Consider the following 16,998-nt stretch of genomic DNA (forward strand, 5'->3'; position numbering starts at 1 on the left):
CTTTCCTGACCAATTTTTTGTAAGTAAAAATAGTGAGTTAATGTATTTTTTATATTTTGAATAGAGGGATATATGCCACAGTAAGAAATGCAACAAGTAGGATTTATTTACTACAATGGCGCATACAAATAATAATGGCTAAAGCACATGCTAAGCAAAAATTGGCAATTAAAAAAATTAATTATAAAATTTAGTGACAGTATTAACTATCACTTTTTAATAACTAATACTCTAATATAGGCTAGGATTGTCAGATTAAGTTTGAGCTACTACACATTAATAATAAACCTTTGCCAATAAAATATCAGTTTACTCATCATTGACAAAATATATGTCAAAACTACATTCCAAATTAAGTCTACTCATTATTTTCATTTGTTCTGGCCATAATACAGGTCCACCATGACCAGCCAATGAACGCCATACACAATCAACACCCATAGTCACATTTTCATTTGTCTGTAATTTTTCTAACGCATCTTTACATGGTGATATTGTATTTAATAACCAATCTAAATGTTCTCTTAAGTCTTTAGATGTAATATAACCTTTTGATGATAAAAACCATCCAGAAGTTTTAATCTCTCTAATTCTTCCGATACGATTAATACTCTTCGTTCCAATAATATTTTTTTGCGTTGGTTCAATTTTCAAAAGTTCAGTTATCTTATCAGGATGAATATCATTCGGGTATATTAACAATGTCACATAACATTCATCACAACTTGGGTATTCTGGAGATACTGGGGTTCTCCTAGAATTTATTGAAATCATTTTATATAGTCTCCAATATTACCTATAACTTTTCCATTCTAATTAATATAATCACCATTATCTAAAATTCTCCCATGATGATCATTGCGTATATTATTATCTTTTTTGAGCGATTCAAGGGCTCTGCCCCATTCGCGTTTATTAATATTTTCACCAAAATATTTATTCAGAGCATTTGCTGTACTTTGATTTAATGTATTACCCCCACTTTGTAAAACTTTAGGAACTCTACTACTTGCACCAACACTAGGAGGAACTGGTAATGGTAATTCTTCTACATCCTATTGCTTTCGCCACTTCATACATATCTGCTGCTCTGCCCATTAAAGCTAACATTAAACCTGACTTTTCGTAACTGTACTTTTCTTGGTATGTCGTTTTCGCATCTAACGCGTCGATATTGACGTTTTCGCCTTGTTGCAAGGAACGCTAAAAAATATTTTTAAAAATCAAATAAAATCAATGCCTTTTCTGAACAATTTTTTGTAAGTAAAAATAGTGGATTAGTGTGTTTTTTTATGTTTTGAATAGAGGGATATATGACACCATGAACAATGCAACAAGTAAGATTTATTTACTACAATGGTGCATAAAAATAATAATGGCTAAAGTGCATACTAAGCAAAAATTACCAATTAAAAAATTAATTATAAAATTTAGTGACAGTATTAACTGCCACTTTTAATAACGAATACATTAATATAGGCTAGGATTGTCGGGTTATGTTTGAGCTACTACAATTTATGCAGTAACAAGATCGCGTTTTGCTTCATTTAAAATATTAACAAATTCATCAAGTGGGAATTTTGGTTTTACCTGCTCTGCTAGTATTCTGGAATCAAAGAAAAACTCTATTTCTATATTAGAAATGCCTTTGTCTTTATTTAATTGGCAAAGCATTTGTCCTTTGTAAGATATTTCAATAGTTATTTCTTCATACTTATTATCACTAAAAAAATCAATTTCAAAATCAGTATTCATAATTAGTCATTCCCTTATTAGTTATTTCTTTTTTGGATCTAAAAAACCAGAAAAATAACCATCAGCATTATAGCGGATTCCTTGCCCGTTAGGTAACCTATATTCAACACCACCACGAGATAATTCTGTTCTAATCGTATTAGGATTCTCTAATACCTCCTTAACAAATTTACTAGCTGCCGCATTCTTTTGAGTGACATTACCTTTCAATGGTTCAAATGTTCCGCCTTGTCTACCCGCATGTTTCTCCCAAGCTCTAGCCGCCTCAGATAATCCTTGAGCATTTACTGGCTTATTGGCAGAGTTAACTAATTTATTGATATTTAAATTATTACCAACTTGTCCTGTCGCACTCGCCCCCCTTCCAGCTTTAGCAATACCTTCAACTTTAACCCATTTACCACCAATCCATTGTATCGTTTTGCCACCTAATGATGCAGTAGCAACTCCTGCCACATTATAGAAGGTCGCCTCTCCAACATCATGGCCTGTCATGCTACTTAATTCGGTTAATGCTGTTTCAAATGAATTCGCTGGTATTTTCTTATTAAACCATTCACTTGGAATTTGAGCAATTTTTTTACCAAATTCCCAAGCATCACTTTTTCACGATAATAATGCCCCGTCCGACGTTAATTGTGGGCGATTATTTTGTAAAAATAATTCAGGATTCTATACCGTTTCATTTCATTAGAATTCAATAACGCTTATCACTTGACGAGTTGCATTAAGCGGGATAGGGTAAATAAAGTACAGTATAGCCTTATAGTCTTGTGAGATCCTAAATTGAATGGCTCAGTTTTATATACAGGTCATCCTATTGCAATTAAAACCGAGCAAATCAAATTGGTATTAGAGTTCATATCTTAGTTATAAATTGAATCATATATTCCAATTCTGCGAGCTTTATCACAGAATTGGAAAAAGCAAAACAAGGTTATTTAGGAATTTTTCCTGTCCACCAAATCGGCTTTTCATCCGCGCCTAAGTTATCAAAAACAGATAGAGGTATTTGTTTATAACTTATTGAGTATGGTAATGTAGTTATAGCCACCATTACTGGCTCATATTCATAATCAGGATCTGATTTAAAGCCCTCATAACTTATCTTGGCAGATTCAACACAATAATGAAATGCATAAAAGTAACCATCAAAAATATCATATAAAGTTGATTTTGTTCTGTCTAAATCACTTTTGGCTTTACCTGATAAAATAGGCCCCCAATCAATGGCTTCTCTATCTAACTGTTTAAATTCTTCCTCGACCAATTTCATTAAAGATTCAGCCGTATCTAGCTCTTCTAACTTCAAATATCGACGATATAAACGGTCTGTTAAAATAGACCAATCTTCTTTGAGATATTTAGGCAAAAGATAATATGAAATACAATCAAAAAATAATTTCATATCACTGTCTGTTCCTAGAATAAATACAGAGCCCCCACCTCTAATACCAATAGTTAATAACATTATTTAATTACCTTTTATCTTTCAAAAATTCAATTTGTTTTGAGCTAATTATTCCGTTAGATTTCCGAACAATTCCACGTCTAATTTTGAATTCTAACGCAGGTGTTAAATGCTGCCCTCTAACATCTATCCGAACTTGTTGCTGCATACCATTTGGTAAATGTTTTTGTCGTTCAAGTGCTTGTTTAGAAATATTATTAATCAGATTATCAGCGTATTTGACTATATTATAATTTTTCACTTCTATTGAACAAGTTGTGCCATTACAAAAATCAGGTCTTACACTCCCTTTTGTACCATGAGGGACTTCTACACCATCTTTATAACTTACTTGACCTCTATAATCAGAAGGTAGGCTGGCGGTAGAGCCTGCGATGCAGGCTTAAACTATAAGAAAAGAACGTATTAATTAACAGTAAAATTTAGTGACAGAATCAACCTATTTCATATTCTATTGATGTATTAATTGATTGTATAACTTCATTAACTTTTCCCAAAAAACATATACATTGATCTGGTATTTGGTACTTAAAATATATTTTTATCAAAAAATTATCTCTTCCTTTAGCATCTGGAAAATACTTATATATATTTTTACTTTCAATTACATTAATATAACTATTTAATTTTTCTTGCAATTTAAATAAATGAGGTTCGTAAGGGAAATCCCATGTTAAATGATCAGTTAATCCTAATTCAACTAAATTTTTATTATTTTTAGGAATTCCAATCATATCTAATTTATTTATTTCTTCTATAGACATACTATTAATTACCTTTTAGTTATCAGGTCTAACTACTTCTACTTTTGTTGGCGGTATTTTAGTTCCCCCCCTACGGTTTTAATTATAACTTCTCTAGCTAATTCTACTTTGAAATACCGGTCGATAAATAAAGAAGATCCCTGTTGAAGGCAGAGATCTTTAGATAATTAATTATTCAGTTTCTTTTATATAAAAACTAAAATGATTAGAACTTGGTGATTCCTCCACTAATAACCTTTTACAGTGTGGGCATTCGTATACCTCAACACTTTTATTATCAAAAGAATCCATAAATTCTTCTGACATAAATTCTTTTTTTTCAGACCATATGTCGATTATGTCCCATAAAGCATTTTGTGAAATAAGATCATATGCAAAGTCTTCATCAAGCGAACCAATATTCATTACGTATCCACACTTACATGCAATTTTTGGCATAAATTAACCCCCAATTATTTTCTATCAAAGCGATGTATTGTACCTTTCGAATCTTGGAAAAATATGGTTTTAATGTTTTGAGCATTTGGTTTGCCCCATAATCTAGAGACCATACTCTGCATTTCTTTTCCTGATAGATCCATTTGTACAACAACACCATTAGCTTGATCACTTTTCTTTTCGATTGAACTCAATACTCGATCAATTTTAGTTGTTGATTTAGGTGTATAAACATCAACTTGACCAATCCCATCAATATATAGATCAGACGTTCTTACACCAGAAATACCTTTATCAGATGCAGTTGCTCTATAAGTTACATCATAGCCCTGATCAGCAAATTTCTGTCCTGCTCTGATTTCATTGGCATTAGGTTTAGCTAACGGTTCATAAGTAATTTTACCCTCACGAACAACTGGCAAGTTACCGTTTCCATTTGGTATCGCTTTGTCAGCCTGAGCACTCGCCCCCTTTCCAGCTAACAAATCCTCAGCCTTAGCTATATTATTTACGGTGTTACCTTTACCGCCTGTAACAGGTTTATAACCCGTTTTAATCGCAGTTTTTGTTATTATTAAGTGAGAAGCTATATTAGCAAATGCCTCAACTTTCATTAAAGGTCTTATTTTATCATATGCTTCTTCAAATGAGACATTCTGCTCTTTCATATAAGCTTCGATTGAATATAGCCAAGCACTAGCTTCACTATTTACAAAAGCTGCATCAACCTTCTCGGCAGCTTCTCTATTATAAAATAACTCCCTGACTAATACTGGATTACCGTAAGGGTACCCTGAGTATGGTGCATCATATTGCGCTTTTATTTCACCAACTATTTTATGCGCAGACTGACATTCCTCTGAAGTTACCGATTTGCAAACTTCTTCTATATATTTATCAGCGGATTTATCTACTTCGTTAATATAATCAATTTGAGATTGAATATTTATTCTTTCTTCTTCATTTTTTGCATTTGCTAATTGCGACTTTAAAAATTGCAATCGTGATGTTTCTGTTGGGCTTAACAAGTTATTCTCAACCGCATTTTTCCCCGCAGCTACCCCAGTATTCACATCTTGAATATCACCACCTGCCGCCGCAATGGCAAGGCCGGTCGCTAGTTGTGATAGGGCGCTGACTTTTTGTCTTTCTTCTTGGTTTAGGTTTTTGATGTCTTTATCGGGGTAAAGGATCCCCGCAATAACTTCAGCACCACGTTCACTTGCAGCAGCGCCTAAGCCACCCACAAGCGCGGAATTGCCTTGCAGTTCGGCTACCACCGCACCGAGTATGGCATGGCTGACGGTGTTGGCGAGGGTGTTTCCTTCGGTCTGTTGTTTGATAATAGTCGCAATTTTGGGTGCGAGTGCCCCTGCGGCTGCCCCTGTCATATCACCACTGATTAAGCCGTTGATAAGGCTAACGGCCATATCGATACCTTGACGGGTTTCACTGCCCATCGCCGACATCCCTTGGTTCATGGCTTTTTCGTAGGCTTTTTCGTAGATTTTTTGTTGTTCTTCTTCTGTTAGTCCCTTGTTTTTATTTTTTTCTTTTTCCTTTTCAACCGCTTTTTTCGCTTCTGATTCTGCTCGCATACGGTCTATATGGTTTAGCATCGTTAACGTTTCACCACCTATCTCACTCACTAACTGCGTTTGCTCGATGATGTCTTGCTCTTTTTCTTTGTTAAAGATATGGTTGAGCTCGTTATTGGCATGCTCCGTATCCCGACTTAACTCGTTGATATCTTGTTTTTGTTCATCCTTATTGCGGATAATTATCGTCCCTTCCGATACCGCTGAATGCGTGGTCGAACGTTCACTTTCGCTTTTGTTGCGACTGGTTGGCATCGATGGCATGCCATTGGTGTTGATGCTCACACTGCTGCTACTGACTTTGTAGTCCGCTTTGTTTTCTATATCACTAAAGCTTATCGTGCCCGTGTCTATACGGTTTTGGCTCTCGTCTTCCGCTTCTGAGGCTATCACGGCACAGCTAGCACAAAAAAACACCAAGAAAAATTTAAATAAATCAATACATTTTCTGACTAATTTTTTGTAAGTAAAGTAGTGGGTTAGTGCTTTTTTTTGTTTTGAATAGAGGGATGACACCATGAACAATACAGCAAGTAGGTTTTATTTATTACAAAAGCACATAAAAATAATAATGCTTAAAAAGTGGTACTAAGCCAAAATTAGTAATTAAAAAATTAATTATAAAATTTAGTGACAGTATCAACTGTCACCTTTAACTGAAAATACACAAAATTTAAGATGGTTATAAATCTGTAACATAAGTGTAACATGATTAATTATATGATCACTAATTATCATTTTTAAAATTATTACATCAAATTAATGAGGAATAAATTTTATAGTTATCAAGTTCATAGCATACAATATTTATTTTTTTTAAATTATGATATTTAAATAAACTAAATTTAATTAGTTGTAATGCTATTTCAGCAGCTTTATCTTTTGGAAATTTGTAAATACCTGTACTTATATTAGGGAATGAAATAGTGGTTATATTATTTTCATAAGCAAGTTTAAAGCAATTCAAATAACAGTTTTTTAATAATTGAACCTCATTATTATCTCCACCATTCCAACGAGGTCCTACCGTATGAATCACAAATTGTGCCGGTAAATTTCCAGCAGTCGTAATAACAGCATTGCCAACTTTACAACCACCTTGTTTAGAGCGTATCTTTTGACATCCTTCTAAAATTTGTTTACCACCTATACGATGGATAGCTCCATCAACACCACTTCCACCTAGTAGAGAACTATTTGCTGCGTTTACAATAGCGTCAACAGTGATTTTAGTAATATCACCATGTATAATTTCAATTTTATTTTTCATTTTAAAAGTGTTTCTATAAATTTTAGAATAGCATTATTTTGTTCTATTATTTCAGAAGGATCCAACAAGATATTCATTATTTGATCATCTAAAACTAAATCATAAATATCAATATCTAGCCAACCTTTAGACCAAAAATCAATACCAGCAATTTTATTATTTCCTTCTATGACAACTCGTTCCAGAGAACCAAAATCCCCATTGGGATATGAACTATAAGTTAATTTATAATTTTTTAATCTAGGCGCCAATTCTTTTTTAAAATAATTTATATTCATATTTTATATCTTCTATTTTTTGTCAACTACTTTAATATTACTTACATTTGGTGTCAAAGTTCCACCTTGTTTATTTAAAAGGTGTTTTTGTGAAGGTTTTGCATCAGGACCTAACATTTTATACCATCCTTCTTTACCTCCTTTAATTAAGCTTCTAGTTGGGACATCGAATTCTACATAAACTGAACCTTTTGCAGCTGCACCTTTAAAATCATTAACTCCATTAATAGAGATAAATGTTTGTCCCCCTCCACCTTGAACAATTTTTCCTGTACTTTGCATTTGTGCGAGCTCTTGAGGGGACATCCATCGTCCAACCCTTGTAAAACTTATTTCATTAATTATTTGTGTTTCACCTAGTTTTAGTGAAGAACCAATATTATTGACACTATTCACCCCCTTTCCAGCTTTAGGTGGAACAATATCATCAATCTTATTAACAACCTTTCCGGCGTTTCCTGCTAATTTCGATGGCATTAATATACTGGTTAAAATTGAAGCCATTTCTTCTAGTGAACGTTGATCTCCTTTTTGTGCTTTAGCAAAAACATCACGAACATGATCCCACGCATCACCATTGATTAATGAAATCATTGCATCTGATGCTGTTTTATTAGCTTTCTTTAAATCATCTAATGCCGTATCGCAATAAGATACCCCAACTGTACAACTTCCTAATGCAAGTATAGCATCTAATGCTGAATCTGCAGCGCCAGCACCAAAATCAACCGTATCACCATATGACATCATTATCCCATTAAGAATTTGAGATGCTGTATTTTCACCAATTTTTTCTCTAATTTCTGTTTTCCAGTATTCAACACTGTTTTTATGTTTTTCACGAAACCTATCACCAAGCAATGAATTATTCTCAACCGCATTCTTCCCCGCCACAACCCCAGTATTGATATCTTGGATATCACCACCCGCCTCCGCAGTAGCCAGGCCTGTCGCGAGTTGGGTTAGGGCGCTGATTTGTTGTCTTTCTTCTTGGTTTAGGTCTTTGATGTCTTTATCGGGGTAAAGAATACCTGCAATAACTTCTGCACTGCGTTCACTTGCAGCTGCGCAACCACCCCGCCCAAGATGGCATGGCTGACGGTGTTAGCAATGTTGCTCGTCAGTTAAGACGATACCTTTGTCTGTTGCTTTTAAGTTGGTATTGTTTTCGAGCTTTATGTCAAAGCCATCTTTGCTGACACAGAAAAATGCAAAAAAACACCAAGAAAAAAATTAAATAAAATAAACGCCTTACCTGACCTATTTTCTGTAAATAAATAGTGTGTTTTTATGTTTTAAATAGAAGGAGATATGACACAATGAGCAATATGGTTAAGTAGGCTTTATTTACTACAATGGTGCATAAATATAATAATGGCTAAAGTGCATACTAAGCCAAAATTACCATTTAAAAAAGGATTTAATGACAGAAGTAACTGTCACTTTTTAATAATGAATATACTAATATAGGATAGGATTGTCGGGTTAAGATACATTCTAAGCTAAAATCAACCACAGGCAAAAACCTGCACCACACCCCACTGACTGGTTTTATACCATCGGTTATACCCCCACAAACAAAACCTCAGACCTCAGCTCACCATTAAAGGACGCTAGCTTGAACCGATAGACTTTTACATCGGCCACTTGGTCATCATTAAAATTGAGCAGAACAATCTGGTTTTAGAGTTTCCCCTGCTGATTATGAAGAAGACCTCTCAGCTATTTGTTGACTATAAGGTTTATATGTTTCTTCATAATCATAATGCGCTGGCACTTTATAACCTTCTGGAATGTCAGGCCATTTGTCTTTTAGTTCATCTCCCCAACCTAACTGAACAATATCATCATTAATATTTTCAAAAAAATTCATAAGGATATGTGAATATATTTTTGCCCTAACAATGGTTCTTATAGATGTTAATAAATCATTCGCTACTATAGCTTGATTTAATAATTTGATCTCTTCTTGAAGCTTGCTTAATGTATCGATAAAATCTTCATTTTGATCAACTTTATAATTAACATGCCAATTTTTAATAACATACTCTTCTGAAAGCCCTTGTTTTTTGGCTGCTAATAAAATTGTCTGTTTTAATTCTTCAAAATCTATTTCTACATTCATTTTGTCTCATCTCTTACCATGTACTTGTTTAGTTTTTGTATCATTAAAAATATCAAAATCATCATCAGCCCTATGTGATATTAGGGCAGAGCAAGACTAGTTGATTTTAGTGTTTGCCTTGCTGATTATGAAGAAGACTTATCAGCTATTTGTTGACTATAAGGTTTATATGTTTCTTCATAATCATAATGCGCTGGCACTTTATAGTCCTCAGGAATCTTAGGCCATTTGTCTTTTAGTTCATCACGCCAACCTAGCTGAAAAAAATCATCATCAATTTTGTCAAAGAAATCAAGCATAAGTTGTGAATACACTTTTGCTCTAACAATTGCTCTTCTAGAAGTTAAAAAATCATTCTTTGTTATAGATTGATTTAATAATTTAATCTCTTTTTGAAAATTACTTAATATATCGATAAACTCTTCATTTTGGTTAATTTTATAATTAATATGCCAATTTTTAATAACATACTCTTCCGAAAGTCCTTGATTTTGGGCTGCTAATAAAATTGTCTGTTTCAATTTTTCAAAATCTATTTCTACATTCATTTTGTGTCATCTCTTACCATGTACTTGTTTAGTTTTTGTATCATTAAAAATATCAAAATCATCTAAACTATCATCAGCCCTATGTGATATTAGGGCAGAGCAAGACTAGTTGATTTTAGAGTTCGCCTTGCTGCTTATGAAGAAGACCTCTCAGCTATTTGTTGACTATAAGGTTTATATGTTTCTTCATAATCATAATGCGCTGGCACTTGATAACTTTCTGGGATATCAGGCCATTTGTCTTTTAGTTCATCACCCCAGCCTAGTTGAAAAATATCATCGTTAATTTTGTCAAAAAAGTCCGCCAAAAGTTGTGAATAGATTTTTGCCATAAGAATTGCATTCATAGATGTTAATAAATCATTCGCTTCTATAGTTTGACTTAATAATTTGATCTCTTCTTGAAGCTTGCTTAATGTATCGATAAAATCTTCATTTTGATCAACTTTATAATTAACATGCCAATTTTTAATAACATACTCTTCTGAAAGCCCTTGTTTTTTGGCGGCTAATAAAATTGTCTGTTTTAATTCTTCAAAATCTATTTCTACATTCATTTTGGTAATCTCCTGCCTTCTGCTTGAATTGTTTTATTTTTATTAAGTGAGCCATCTAAATTTAATACAAATTTAAATTTTCCTCTACTATCAAAAACTTCAATATGATCTTTATGTAATCCATCTAAATAAAATTGATCTCCTCGCTTAATCCCTGTCCCTTTTATATCATCATTCGCAGTATAAATACTTTGTCCATCATATTGTCGATTGGTTTTAGTGGAATTATTTTTTACATCTGTGCCAAAACCAGCTTGTCCTAAAAATTCTTCCATATTTCCCACCGCTCCCTTATTTGGCTCATACGGTTGTTGCGATGTAAGAATGTTATCCCGCCAATCTTTATCCGGGATCTGATTACCACCAGTATCATGACGAATATCAAAATCATCTAAACCTCCATCATGTCCCGTATGATTTGGCCCTAATTCATCTGGTTCTAGTGGTTTGTAACCCGGTAAAGGATCTCGTGGTTCTTCTGGTATTGGGTAACCTTCTAATTTTGGGAGATCATTAGGATCTAATATATTTGACGGATAACTATTCTGCTTAGATTCTTCAAGTAACTCATAACCAAGGGCTGTCACAACTCCTGCTGTGATTGCAACACAAGGTCCCGTTGCATAACAAGCAATAACAGCTTCTGTAACTGTAGCAGCTGCTGCCACTGCGGCAAGAATAGCTAGTGCTAAAAACACAAAATTATTCTCAACCGCATTCTTACTCTCAGCTATCGAGGTGCTGATGTCTCCCGCATCTCCGCCACTTACTGCAGTTGATAGTCCCATCACTAATTGGGTTAAGGCGCTGATGTTTTGTTTTTCAGCTTCAGTGAGGTCTTTGATGTCTTTTCCACCATAGAGGTTATCTAAGATGACTTTTGACGCTAGCTCGCCGCCTACGGCACCGGCTCCCCCTGCTAACCCTGAATTGCCTTGCAGCTCGGCAACGGCGGCACCCAGTATGGCGTGGGCAATTAAGCGGGCGGCTTCATTATCGCCCGCCTGTATTTTGTTGTGATGTTAACATATTTTTATTTTACCTAAATTTTAATTCTATATTCCTAAGACCATTTGCAAGCCTCATCATTTGAGGGTTTTCCTTCGTCCATTTCCTTAATGTATTTAGCTAATTTGAATTGTTAATAACAAAAAATATAAGCTGAAAAACTTAGTTTGATCTACTTAATTATCTGATAAGAGTATTCCACTTTACTGATATATCTGGCTTAATCCTTATCTGTATACTTGTAATAGTTTCGTTATTTATTATTTTTGCGGACAAATACTCCCCTTCTTTATCATTATCTAGATAAAAGCTATTCACATTTTCAATCAAATACTGAGATATTTCTTTTCCGTTATATTCAATAATTGATTGAATCCAACCACTAGTAATACTAAAAGAAAAAATTAAAGATAATCCATTATGTTGACTGAATTTATATGCGAAATCCATATCATCATTATTTTTATAAAAAGGTTTACTTTCAAAAAAAACGAATAAATCTATTTCATTTGGATATTGTTCTATAAACATTATTTTATTGCTCCACTTTTTGGAATAGTTGTTACAAATCGCCTAGAACCATCAGGCATAACTTGGAATGTAGTTTCTAGCATTGTTGCTTTTCCTGACGGCCCTATAAGTAATGATTGCCTTACTTCAAAAGTACCATGTGAGTTTGAAAAACTATTTACTATATTTTTGTTCCTTGAGTAGTTAATTGGAAGTGATTTTCTAATAGTTGTTGTCCTTGTACATCATTAAAAATTCCAAGTCTTTTCATTTCTAAAGCAAGCTGATTTGATCTAGCTGCATTATGTGCATTACTGGTTGAGTTGCCAAAAAGATAATTAAATTTATTACTATCAATTATATTCGTCCCCTTTCCAGCATCAATAGTAACACTATCACCATAAAGCTCACTGCCTTTTTGGGTGGTGTTGTCTATCTGAGTACGCGTTGTTGTAGTACTCTTATTTAAAAAGCCTTTCTTTTTTCTCTTGTGAAACTCATCTAACTCAAATCGTTCTTCCGATGCTCCGATGGATATGTCGTTATCAGCGTGAAATCCTAAATGATTGCCTGCAACAATATCAACTGTTTTGGCGTTTATATCGTTACCCGCAATAAGCATCACATTATTAATGGCACTTATCTCTGTACCTACAACGCTTTTTTCATCGGTTTTGCGGTAGTCCTTTTTGACCCTAAAATCTAATTTTTCTTCAATATCAGCCGTGTTGAACTTGATATCGTGACCGGCTTGTAACCAGGCATTACCCGTCTCGCCATTATTTATTATCCATCCCGCTTTTGTATTAATATCACGACCGGCATCTATCACAATATTGCCATTATTCACTTGGATAATACTACTTTGGTCAATATTGGTGGTTAAGTTGCGACCGCGAGTTTGCGTGCGCGTGCTTGATAATAGGTTGATGTCATTATCTGCCGATAAATAAACCAACTTATCGCCCACCAATTTGCCATAATTGGTAATGTCGTTTTTTGCATTAATAGCAACTCTATCCCCATAAATCGTCCCTTTATTAGTGACGTTATGCCCTTCTAATAAAATATCGTTCTTGGCGTTTATTAAACCATTGCTGTTAAGCTCATCACCTTTAATAAATACATTTTCGCCTGCAATTAATGCCCCATCGCTACCCAGCTGTGGCCGATTAACCACATAAACTTGTGGCACTAACACATCCATGGATTGACCATCAACATTGATAGTTTTTTTCACTAATAACACGATGTCAGTCGTTAAGGCTTTCATCTGCTCAGCCGATAATTCAACGCCGGGAACAATTCCATAATCATTGGCAAAACGAATTCCGGCATCCATCAATGCTTGATATTGTTCTAAATCTGAATGGTAACCGTGTAAATAACTCGTTGTTTTCCTAAAATTTATTTATACCATTTAAATTAGTATTACGGTAATGTATATCCATAAAAAACAAAATTAACACCCTATTACAAACAAGCGATAGGGTGCTGATATCATCAAGAAAAATCACCGTTACTAATTTGGCTAAAGGCGATAACAAAACCTACCTATGTGAAATGCGACAGGTTGATACCAAAGATTTTCCTTTACTTAAAAAGCAAACCAAACAGCAAACGAGAGAATATTTATTTGTCGGTATTAAACATGATTTTTTTAGGTTTTTTTACATAAATACAGCACACTCATGAAAGTTTTGACAAAATAACACTGTTTTATTTTTTAAATAAAATTTTTGTTTAGATAAACTGAGTAATAACTAGCATATCAAGCAAAATTTGACAAAATAAGTTTATATGTTTTTAGTGAATGAGTTTAATCATGAAGTGTAAACAGCTCAGTGTTTTTCTACAGTCCATTTGTATTTACCTCTTTTTTACTCAATAGCGTAGTTTAAAAATCAGCAAATACACAAATTTATTTATAGGGTCTATTTCAATAGTTCTCGACTAACATCACCATGAATAAAAAACTCACTAAAAACTCTTTTAACCAAAAAAAAGTCTTGGATTACTAATGAACTATTATATGGTTCGTTTAATATGAGCATAATCTTAGAAGATTCACATTGATTAAAGAATGTTCTAACCTCTAGATTACCATTCTGTAATATTGTCTCCAACATTACTAAATAATGTTGGTTATCTGAATAAAGAATCATTTTATAAGGAGTATTATTATCTTCTTGATCATTATCTAAAATGGATACACCAGAATTATATTTAAAAATATTCAAATAATTATCTAACTCATCAATTGATGGTTTTTTGACTATCGGTAATTGAATACGTCTATTTCTCTCAAAGAAATATCCACCTAACTCAAATTTAATCATTATTTTTCACCTCTCTTATGGATTTCATTCCTGACTTCCATATATATGTCTTAGGTAATCCTGTTTTGTCATCTATAGCTTTAATTGTTACTGATTTAGCTGCTGCAGCTATATCACCTTTGCAATAACTACAAACATCTTTCCCACTTACATTGATATTCAAATCAGCGCCCTTGGCCAAACCTGCATCGTGAGCTTGTTGAATCGCTCCTATTTCGGCATAGGCTGTAGCCATATTTCCATTAGGATAAGGCTTACCTGAACTTATCTCTTTATTAGTTACTCTATCATTTATCAATGTAAGTTGATCTACATTTGCTTTATCTGCTGCCCGTGCTGTTTGATTTGTTTATAACCATCATAGTACTTAGTATAGTTAGAATAAGCATCATTATAGGCTATATAATCTTCTGGTTTGATCGTTTTAAAATAACTATCGTATGCTGCTTGTAGATCTGCTCTGGCTGCACTGCATTCTGATGAACTTAAATTCTGGCAAACCGTATTTAAAATTTCATTTCGTTGTTCATCCAAAGCACTTAATATAGCGACTTGACCTTGTAGTTCTTGTTTTCGGTCATCCGAAACAATCATTATTCCTTTTTCAATTAGGTCTAATTGGGCCTGTGCATCTTTTCTCTTTTTATCTTCTGATACATTTAAATAATTATTCTCAACCGCATTCTTACTCGCAGCTATCGAGGTGCTGATGTCTCCTGCATCTCCGCCACTTACTGCGGTTGATAGTCCCATCACTAATTGAGTTAACGCACTGATGTTTTGTTTTTCAGCTTCAGTGAGGTCTTTGATGTCTTTTCCACCATAGAGGTTATCTAAGATGACTTTTGCCGCCAGCTCACCTCCTACGGCACTTGCTCCACCGACTATCCCTGAGTTACCTTGTAATTCAGCTACCACCGCACCCAGTATAGCATGAGATACTAATCTTGCCGTTTCATTATCACTCACCCAAGTGCCGTCTTTATCCATATACCCTGTGTGCAGTTTTATCTGCTCGGCTATCCACGGAGCACTTGCACCGCCAGTGCCACCACGGACCGATACGTGGCTAACATCAAAACTCGCTTTGTTTTCGATATCACTAAAGCTGATTGTGCCCGTGTCAAGTTTGTTTTTGCTGGTATCTTTCGCTTCTGACGATATCACCGTTACGGCCAGCACAAAAACTTAAATAAAATCAATATCTTTTTTTGAGCGATTTTTTGTAGGTAAATAGTATGTTTTTATGTTTTAAATAGAAAGAAATATGGCTCAATGGGCAATACAACAGGTGTCCATTATTTACTACAATGACGCATGAAAACAATAATGGCTAAAAATTGATGCTAAGCCAAAATTAACAATTAAAAAATTAATTATAGAATTTAGTGACAGTATTAAATGTCACTTTTAATAACGAATAAACTGATATAGTGTCAGGATTGTCAGATTAAGTTTGAGCTAATACTCTTTATTTAACATTGATATCTTTATCGATCATTCGACCAAATTTAGGCTAATTTTTTATCATATTAACTAAACTAATAATTAATTCATCAATTCTGCTTTCTAGCTGTTCAGGTAATAGGCTTTCATAATCTTCAAGCTCACAACCATCCATAATCAGTAAATAATTAGTTTAGTTCTGCGATAAAGATCGCAGAACTGAATCAAAACAATCAAACTGATAACACAGCTATTGTAGCTAAACTAAGAACTTCATTTTTTGTAAATTCAAAATGTATAGTATAAGACCCCATATCATATAATACCCAAGAATTTATATAACCCAAAAAAGGACTTTGCTCATTTCCTCCTTTTTTTGATGGATTTCCTAATAATTCAATAATCATTTTTTCAGTATAATTGCCATCTATTTCTCTAAATAATTTTCCTTTATATATCGAATAATTATTTTCTGCCTTAAAAAAAAATTGAATATGATTTAAGTGTTGTTTTCTAAAACCAATAAGAATACCTGTACGAAAAAATTCATAATATTTAGTTTGATCTGGATCATTGTATTCAATAGGATCCTCAGAAATTTCAGGTTTTTCACCAATAGAGTTTTCTAACTTCAAAAACTCTTCTGATATTTCAGCATATCCTAATGCATTAACAAACTTTTGCCATTCTATCATTATCAATAAATCCCCATTTTTTTATTACGAGCTATTATCTTATTTATCGCATCTTCAACTTGCTTTGGATCATAACCCTTTTCAATCATATTTTTACGTAATGCATCAGTATCTCGACAAACAGCACCACAAAGATCTGTCGCATCTTTTTGAATTTGTTCCGGTGTATTTTTACTACTATAAATAGGCCTTTTTT

At 33.7% G+C, this 16,998-nt stretch carries 20 protein-coding genes and 1 pseudogene; all 21 read right to left on the reverse strand.

Translation table 11 applies throughout. The features are described from left to right. Window positions 1–309 precede the first annotated feature (309 nt). Complete coding sequence (locus ACYIAJ_RS01025; RefSeq protein WP_483564176.1) at window positions 310–774, reverse strand: DUF4279 domain-containing protein; 465 nt, start codon at window positions 772–774, stop codon at window positions 310–312. A 741-nt stretch (window positions 775–1,515) separates the two neighbouring features. Further along, window positions 1,516–1,755: a hypothetical protein gene (locus ACYIAJ_RS01030; RefSeq protein WP_483558044.1), complete on the reverse strand. Its 240-nt coding sequence runs from the start codon at window positions 1,753–1,755 to the stop codon at window positions 1,516–1,518. Between the two features lie 21 nt (window positions 1,756–1,776). Further along, window positions 1,777–2,250: a hypothetical protein gene (locus ACYIAJ_RS01035; protein WP_483558426.1), complete on the reverse strand. Its 474-nt coding sequence runs from the start codon at window positions 2,248–2,250 to the stop codon at window positions 1,777–1,779. A gap of 442 nt (window positions 2,251–2,692) precedes the next feature. Further along, on the reverse strand, window positions 2,693–3,226 hold the full coding sequence (locus ACYIAJ_RS01040; protein ID WP_483558042.1) for a hypothetical protein: 534 nt from the start codon (window positions 3,224–3,226) through the stop codon (window positions 2,693–2,695). Between the two features lie 434 nt (window positions 3,227–3,660). Then, window positions 3,661–3,990, reverse strand: coding sequence for a DUF6572 domain-containing protein (locus tag ACYIAJ_RS01045; RefSeq protein WP_483564177.1), 330 nt, complete (start codon window positions 3,988–3,990; stop codon window positions 3,661–3,663). A gap of 171 nt (window positions 3,991–4,161) precedes the next feature. Continuing rightward, on the reverse strand, window positions 4,162–4,428 hold the full coding sequence (locus ACYIAJ_RS01050; RefSeq protein WP_483564178.1) for a hypothetical protein: 267 nt from the start codon (window positions 4,426–4,428) through the stop codon (window positions 4,162–4,164). 14 nt (window positions 4,429–4,442) lie between these two features. Beyond that, window positions 4,443–6,419: a VENN motif pre-toxin domain-containing protein gene (locus ACYIAJ_RS01055; RefSeq protein ID WP_483564179.1), complete on the reverse strand. Its 1,977-nt coding sequence runs from the start codon at window positions 6,417–6,419 to the stop codon at window positions 4,443–4,445. A gap of 361 nt (window positions 6,420–6,780) precedes the next feature. After that, window positions 6,781–7,296 carry an O-acetyl-ADP-ribose deacetylase gene (locus ACYIAJ_RS01060; RefSeq protein WP_174797467.1) on the reverse strand — a complete coding sequence of 172 codons (516 nt, stop codon included), beginning with the start codon at window positions 7,294–7,296 and terminating at the stop codon, window positions 6,781–6,783. Further along, window positions 7,293–7,574 carry a hypothetical protein gene (locus ACYIAJ_RS01065; protein WP_174797468.1) on the reverse strand — a complete coding sequence of 94 codons (282 nt, stop codon included), beginning with the start codon at window positions 7,572–7,574 and terminating at the stop codon, window positions 7,293–7,295. Before ACYIAJ_RS01065 ends, ACYIAJ_RS01060 begins: the two co-directional genes overlap by 4 nt. Window positions 7,575–7,586: 12 nt before the next feature. Further along, window positions 7,587–8,612 carry a VENN motif pre-toxin domain-containing protein gene (locus tag ACYIAJ_RS01070; RefSeq protein ID WP_483564295.1) on the reverse strand — a complete coding sequence of 342 codons (1,026 nt, stop codon included), beginning with the start codon at window positions 8,610–8,612 and terminating at the stop codon, window positions 7,587–7,589. 664 nt (window positions 8,613–9,276) lie between these two features. Continuing rightward, the gene (locus ACYIAJ_RS01075; RefSeq protein WP_483558030.1) at window positions 9,277–9,699 is read right to left on the reverse strand and encodes a hypothetical protein; all 423 of its coding nucleotides are present in this window, start codon (window positions 9,697–9,699) and stop codon (window positions 9,277–9,279) included. Between the two features lie 125 nt (window positions 9,700–9,824). Next, window positions 9,825–10,247, reverse strand: a complete 423-nt coding sequence (locus tag ACYIAJ_RS01080; RefSeq protein ID WP_483558029.1) for a hypothetical protein — start codon at window positions 10,245–10,247, stop codon at window positions 9,825–9,827. Between the two features lie 134 nt (window positions 10,248–10,381). Next, window positions 10,382–10,804, reverse strand: coding sequence for a hypothetical protein (locus tag ACYIAJ_RS01085; RefSeq protein ID WP_483558027.1), 423 nt, complete (start codon window positions 10,802–10,804; stop codon window positions 10,382–10,384). Between the two features lie 710 nt (window positions 10,805–11,514). Further along, a pseudogene (locus ACYIAJ_RS01090) lies at window positions 11,515–11,814 on the reverse strand (VENN motif pre-toxin domain-containing protein); the annotation flags it as partial. A 178-nt stretch (window positions 11,815–11,992) separates the two neighbouring features. Further along, a complete protein-coding gene (locus ACYIAJ_RS01095; protein ID WP_174787276.1) occupies window positions 11,993–12,343 on the reverse strand; it encodes a hypothetical protein in 351 nt (116 codons plus the stop codon). Window positions 12,344–12,503: 160 nt separating this feature from the next. Further along, window positions 12,504–13,664, reverse strand: a complete 1,161-nt coding sequence (locus tag ACYIAJ_RS01100; protein WP_483558024.1) for a hemagglutinin repeat-containing protein — start codon at window positions 13,662–13,664, stop codon at window positions 12,504–12,506. A 592-nt stretch (window positions 13,665–14,256) separates the two neighbouring features. Continuing rightward, window positions 14,257–14,661, reverse strand: coding sequence for a DUF6911 family protein (locus ACYIAJ_RS01105; protein WP_483558022.1), 405 nt, complete (start codon window positions 14,659–14,661; stop codon window positions 14,257–14,259). Further along, window positions 14,654–14,959: a cytidine deaminase-like fold-containing protein gene (locus tag ACYIAJ_RS01110; protein ID WP_483558020.1), complete on the reverse strand. Its 306-nt coding sequence runs from the start codon at window positions 14,957–14,959 to the stop codon at window positions 14,654–14,656. Before ACYIAJ_RS01110 ends, ACYIAJ_RS01105 begins: the two co-directional genes overlap by 8 nt. A gap of 11 nt (window positions 14,960–14,970) precedes the next feature. Next, window positions 14,971–15,843 (reverse strand): VENN motif pre-toxin domain-containing protein, encoded by an 873-nt coding sequence (locus tag ACYIAJ_RS01115; RefSeq protein WP_483564180.1) that lies wholly within the window; start codon window positions 15,841–15,843, stop codon window positions 14,971–14,973. 334 nt (window positions 15,844–16,177) lie between these two features. After that, entirely contained in the window at window positions 16,178–16,282 is a 105-nt protein-coding gene (locus ACYIAJ_RS01120) for a hypothetical protein (protein ID WP_483558017.1), read from the reverse strand. 58 nt (window positions 16,283–16,340) lie between these two features. Then, a complete protein-coding gene (locus tag ACYIAJ_RS01125; protein WP_483558016.1) occupies window positions 16,341–16,802 on the reverse strand; it encodes a hypothetical protein in 462 nt (153 codons plus the stop codon). Window positions 16,803–16,998 lie beyond the last annotated feature (196 nt).

Source organism: Gilliamella sp. X-46 (assembly GCF_057063525.1).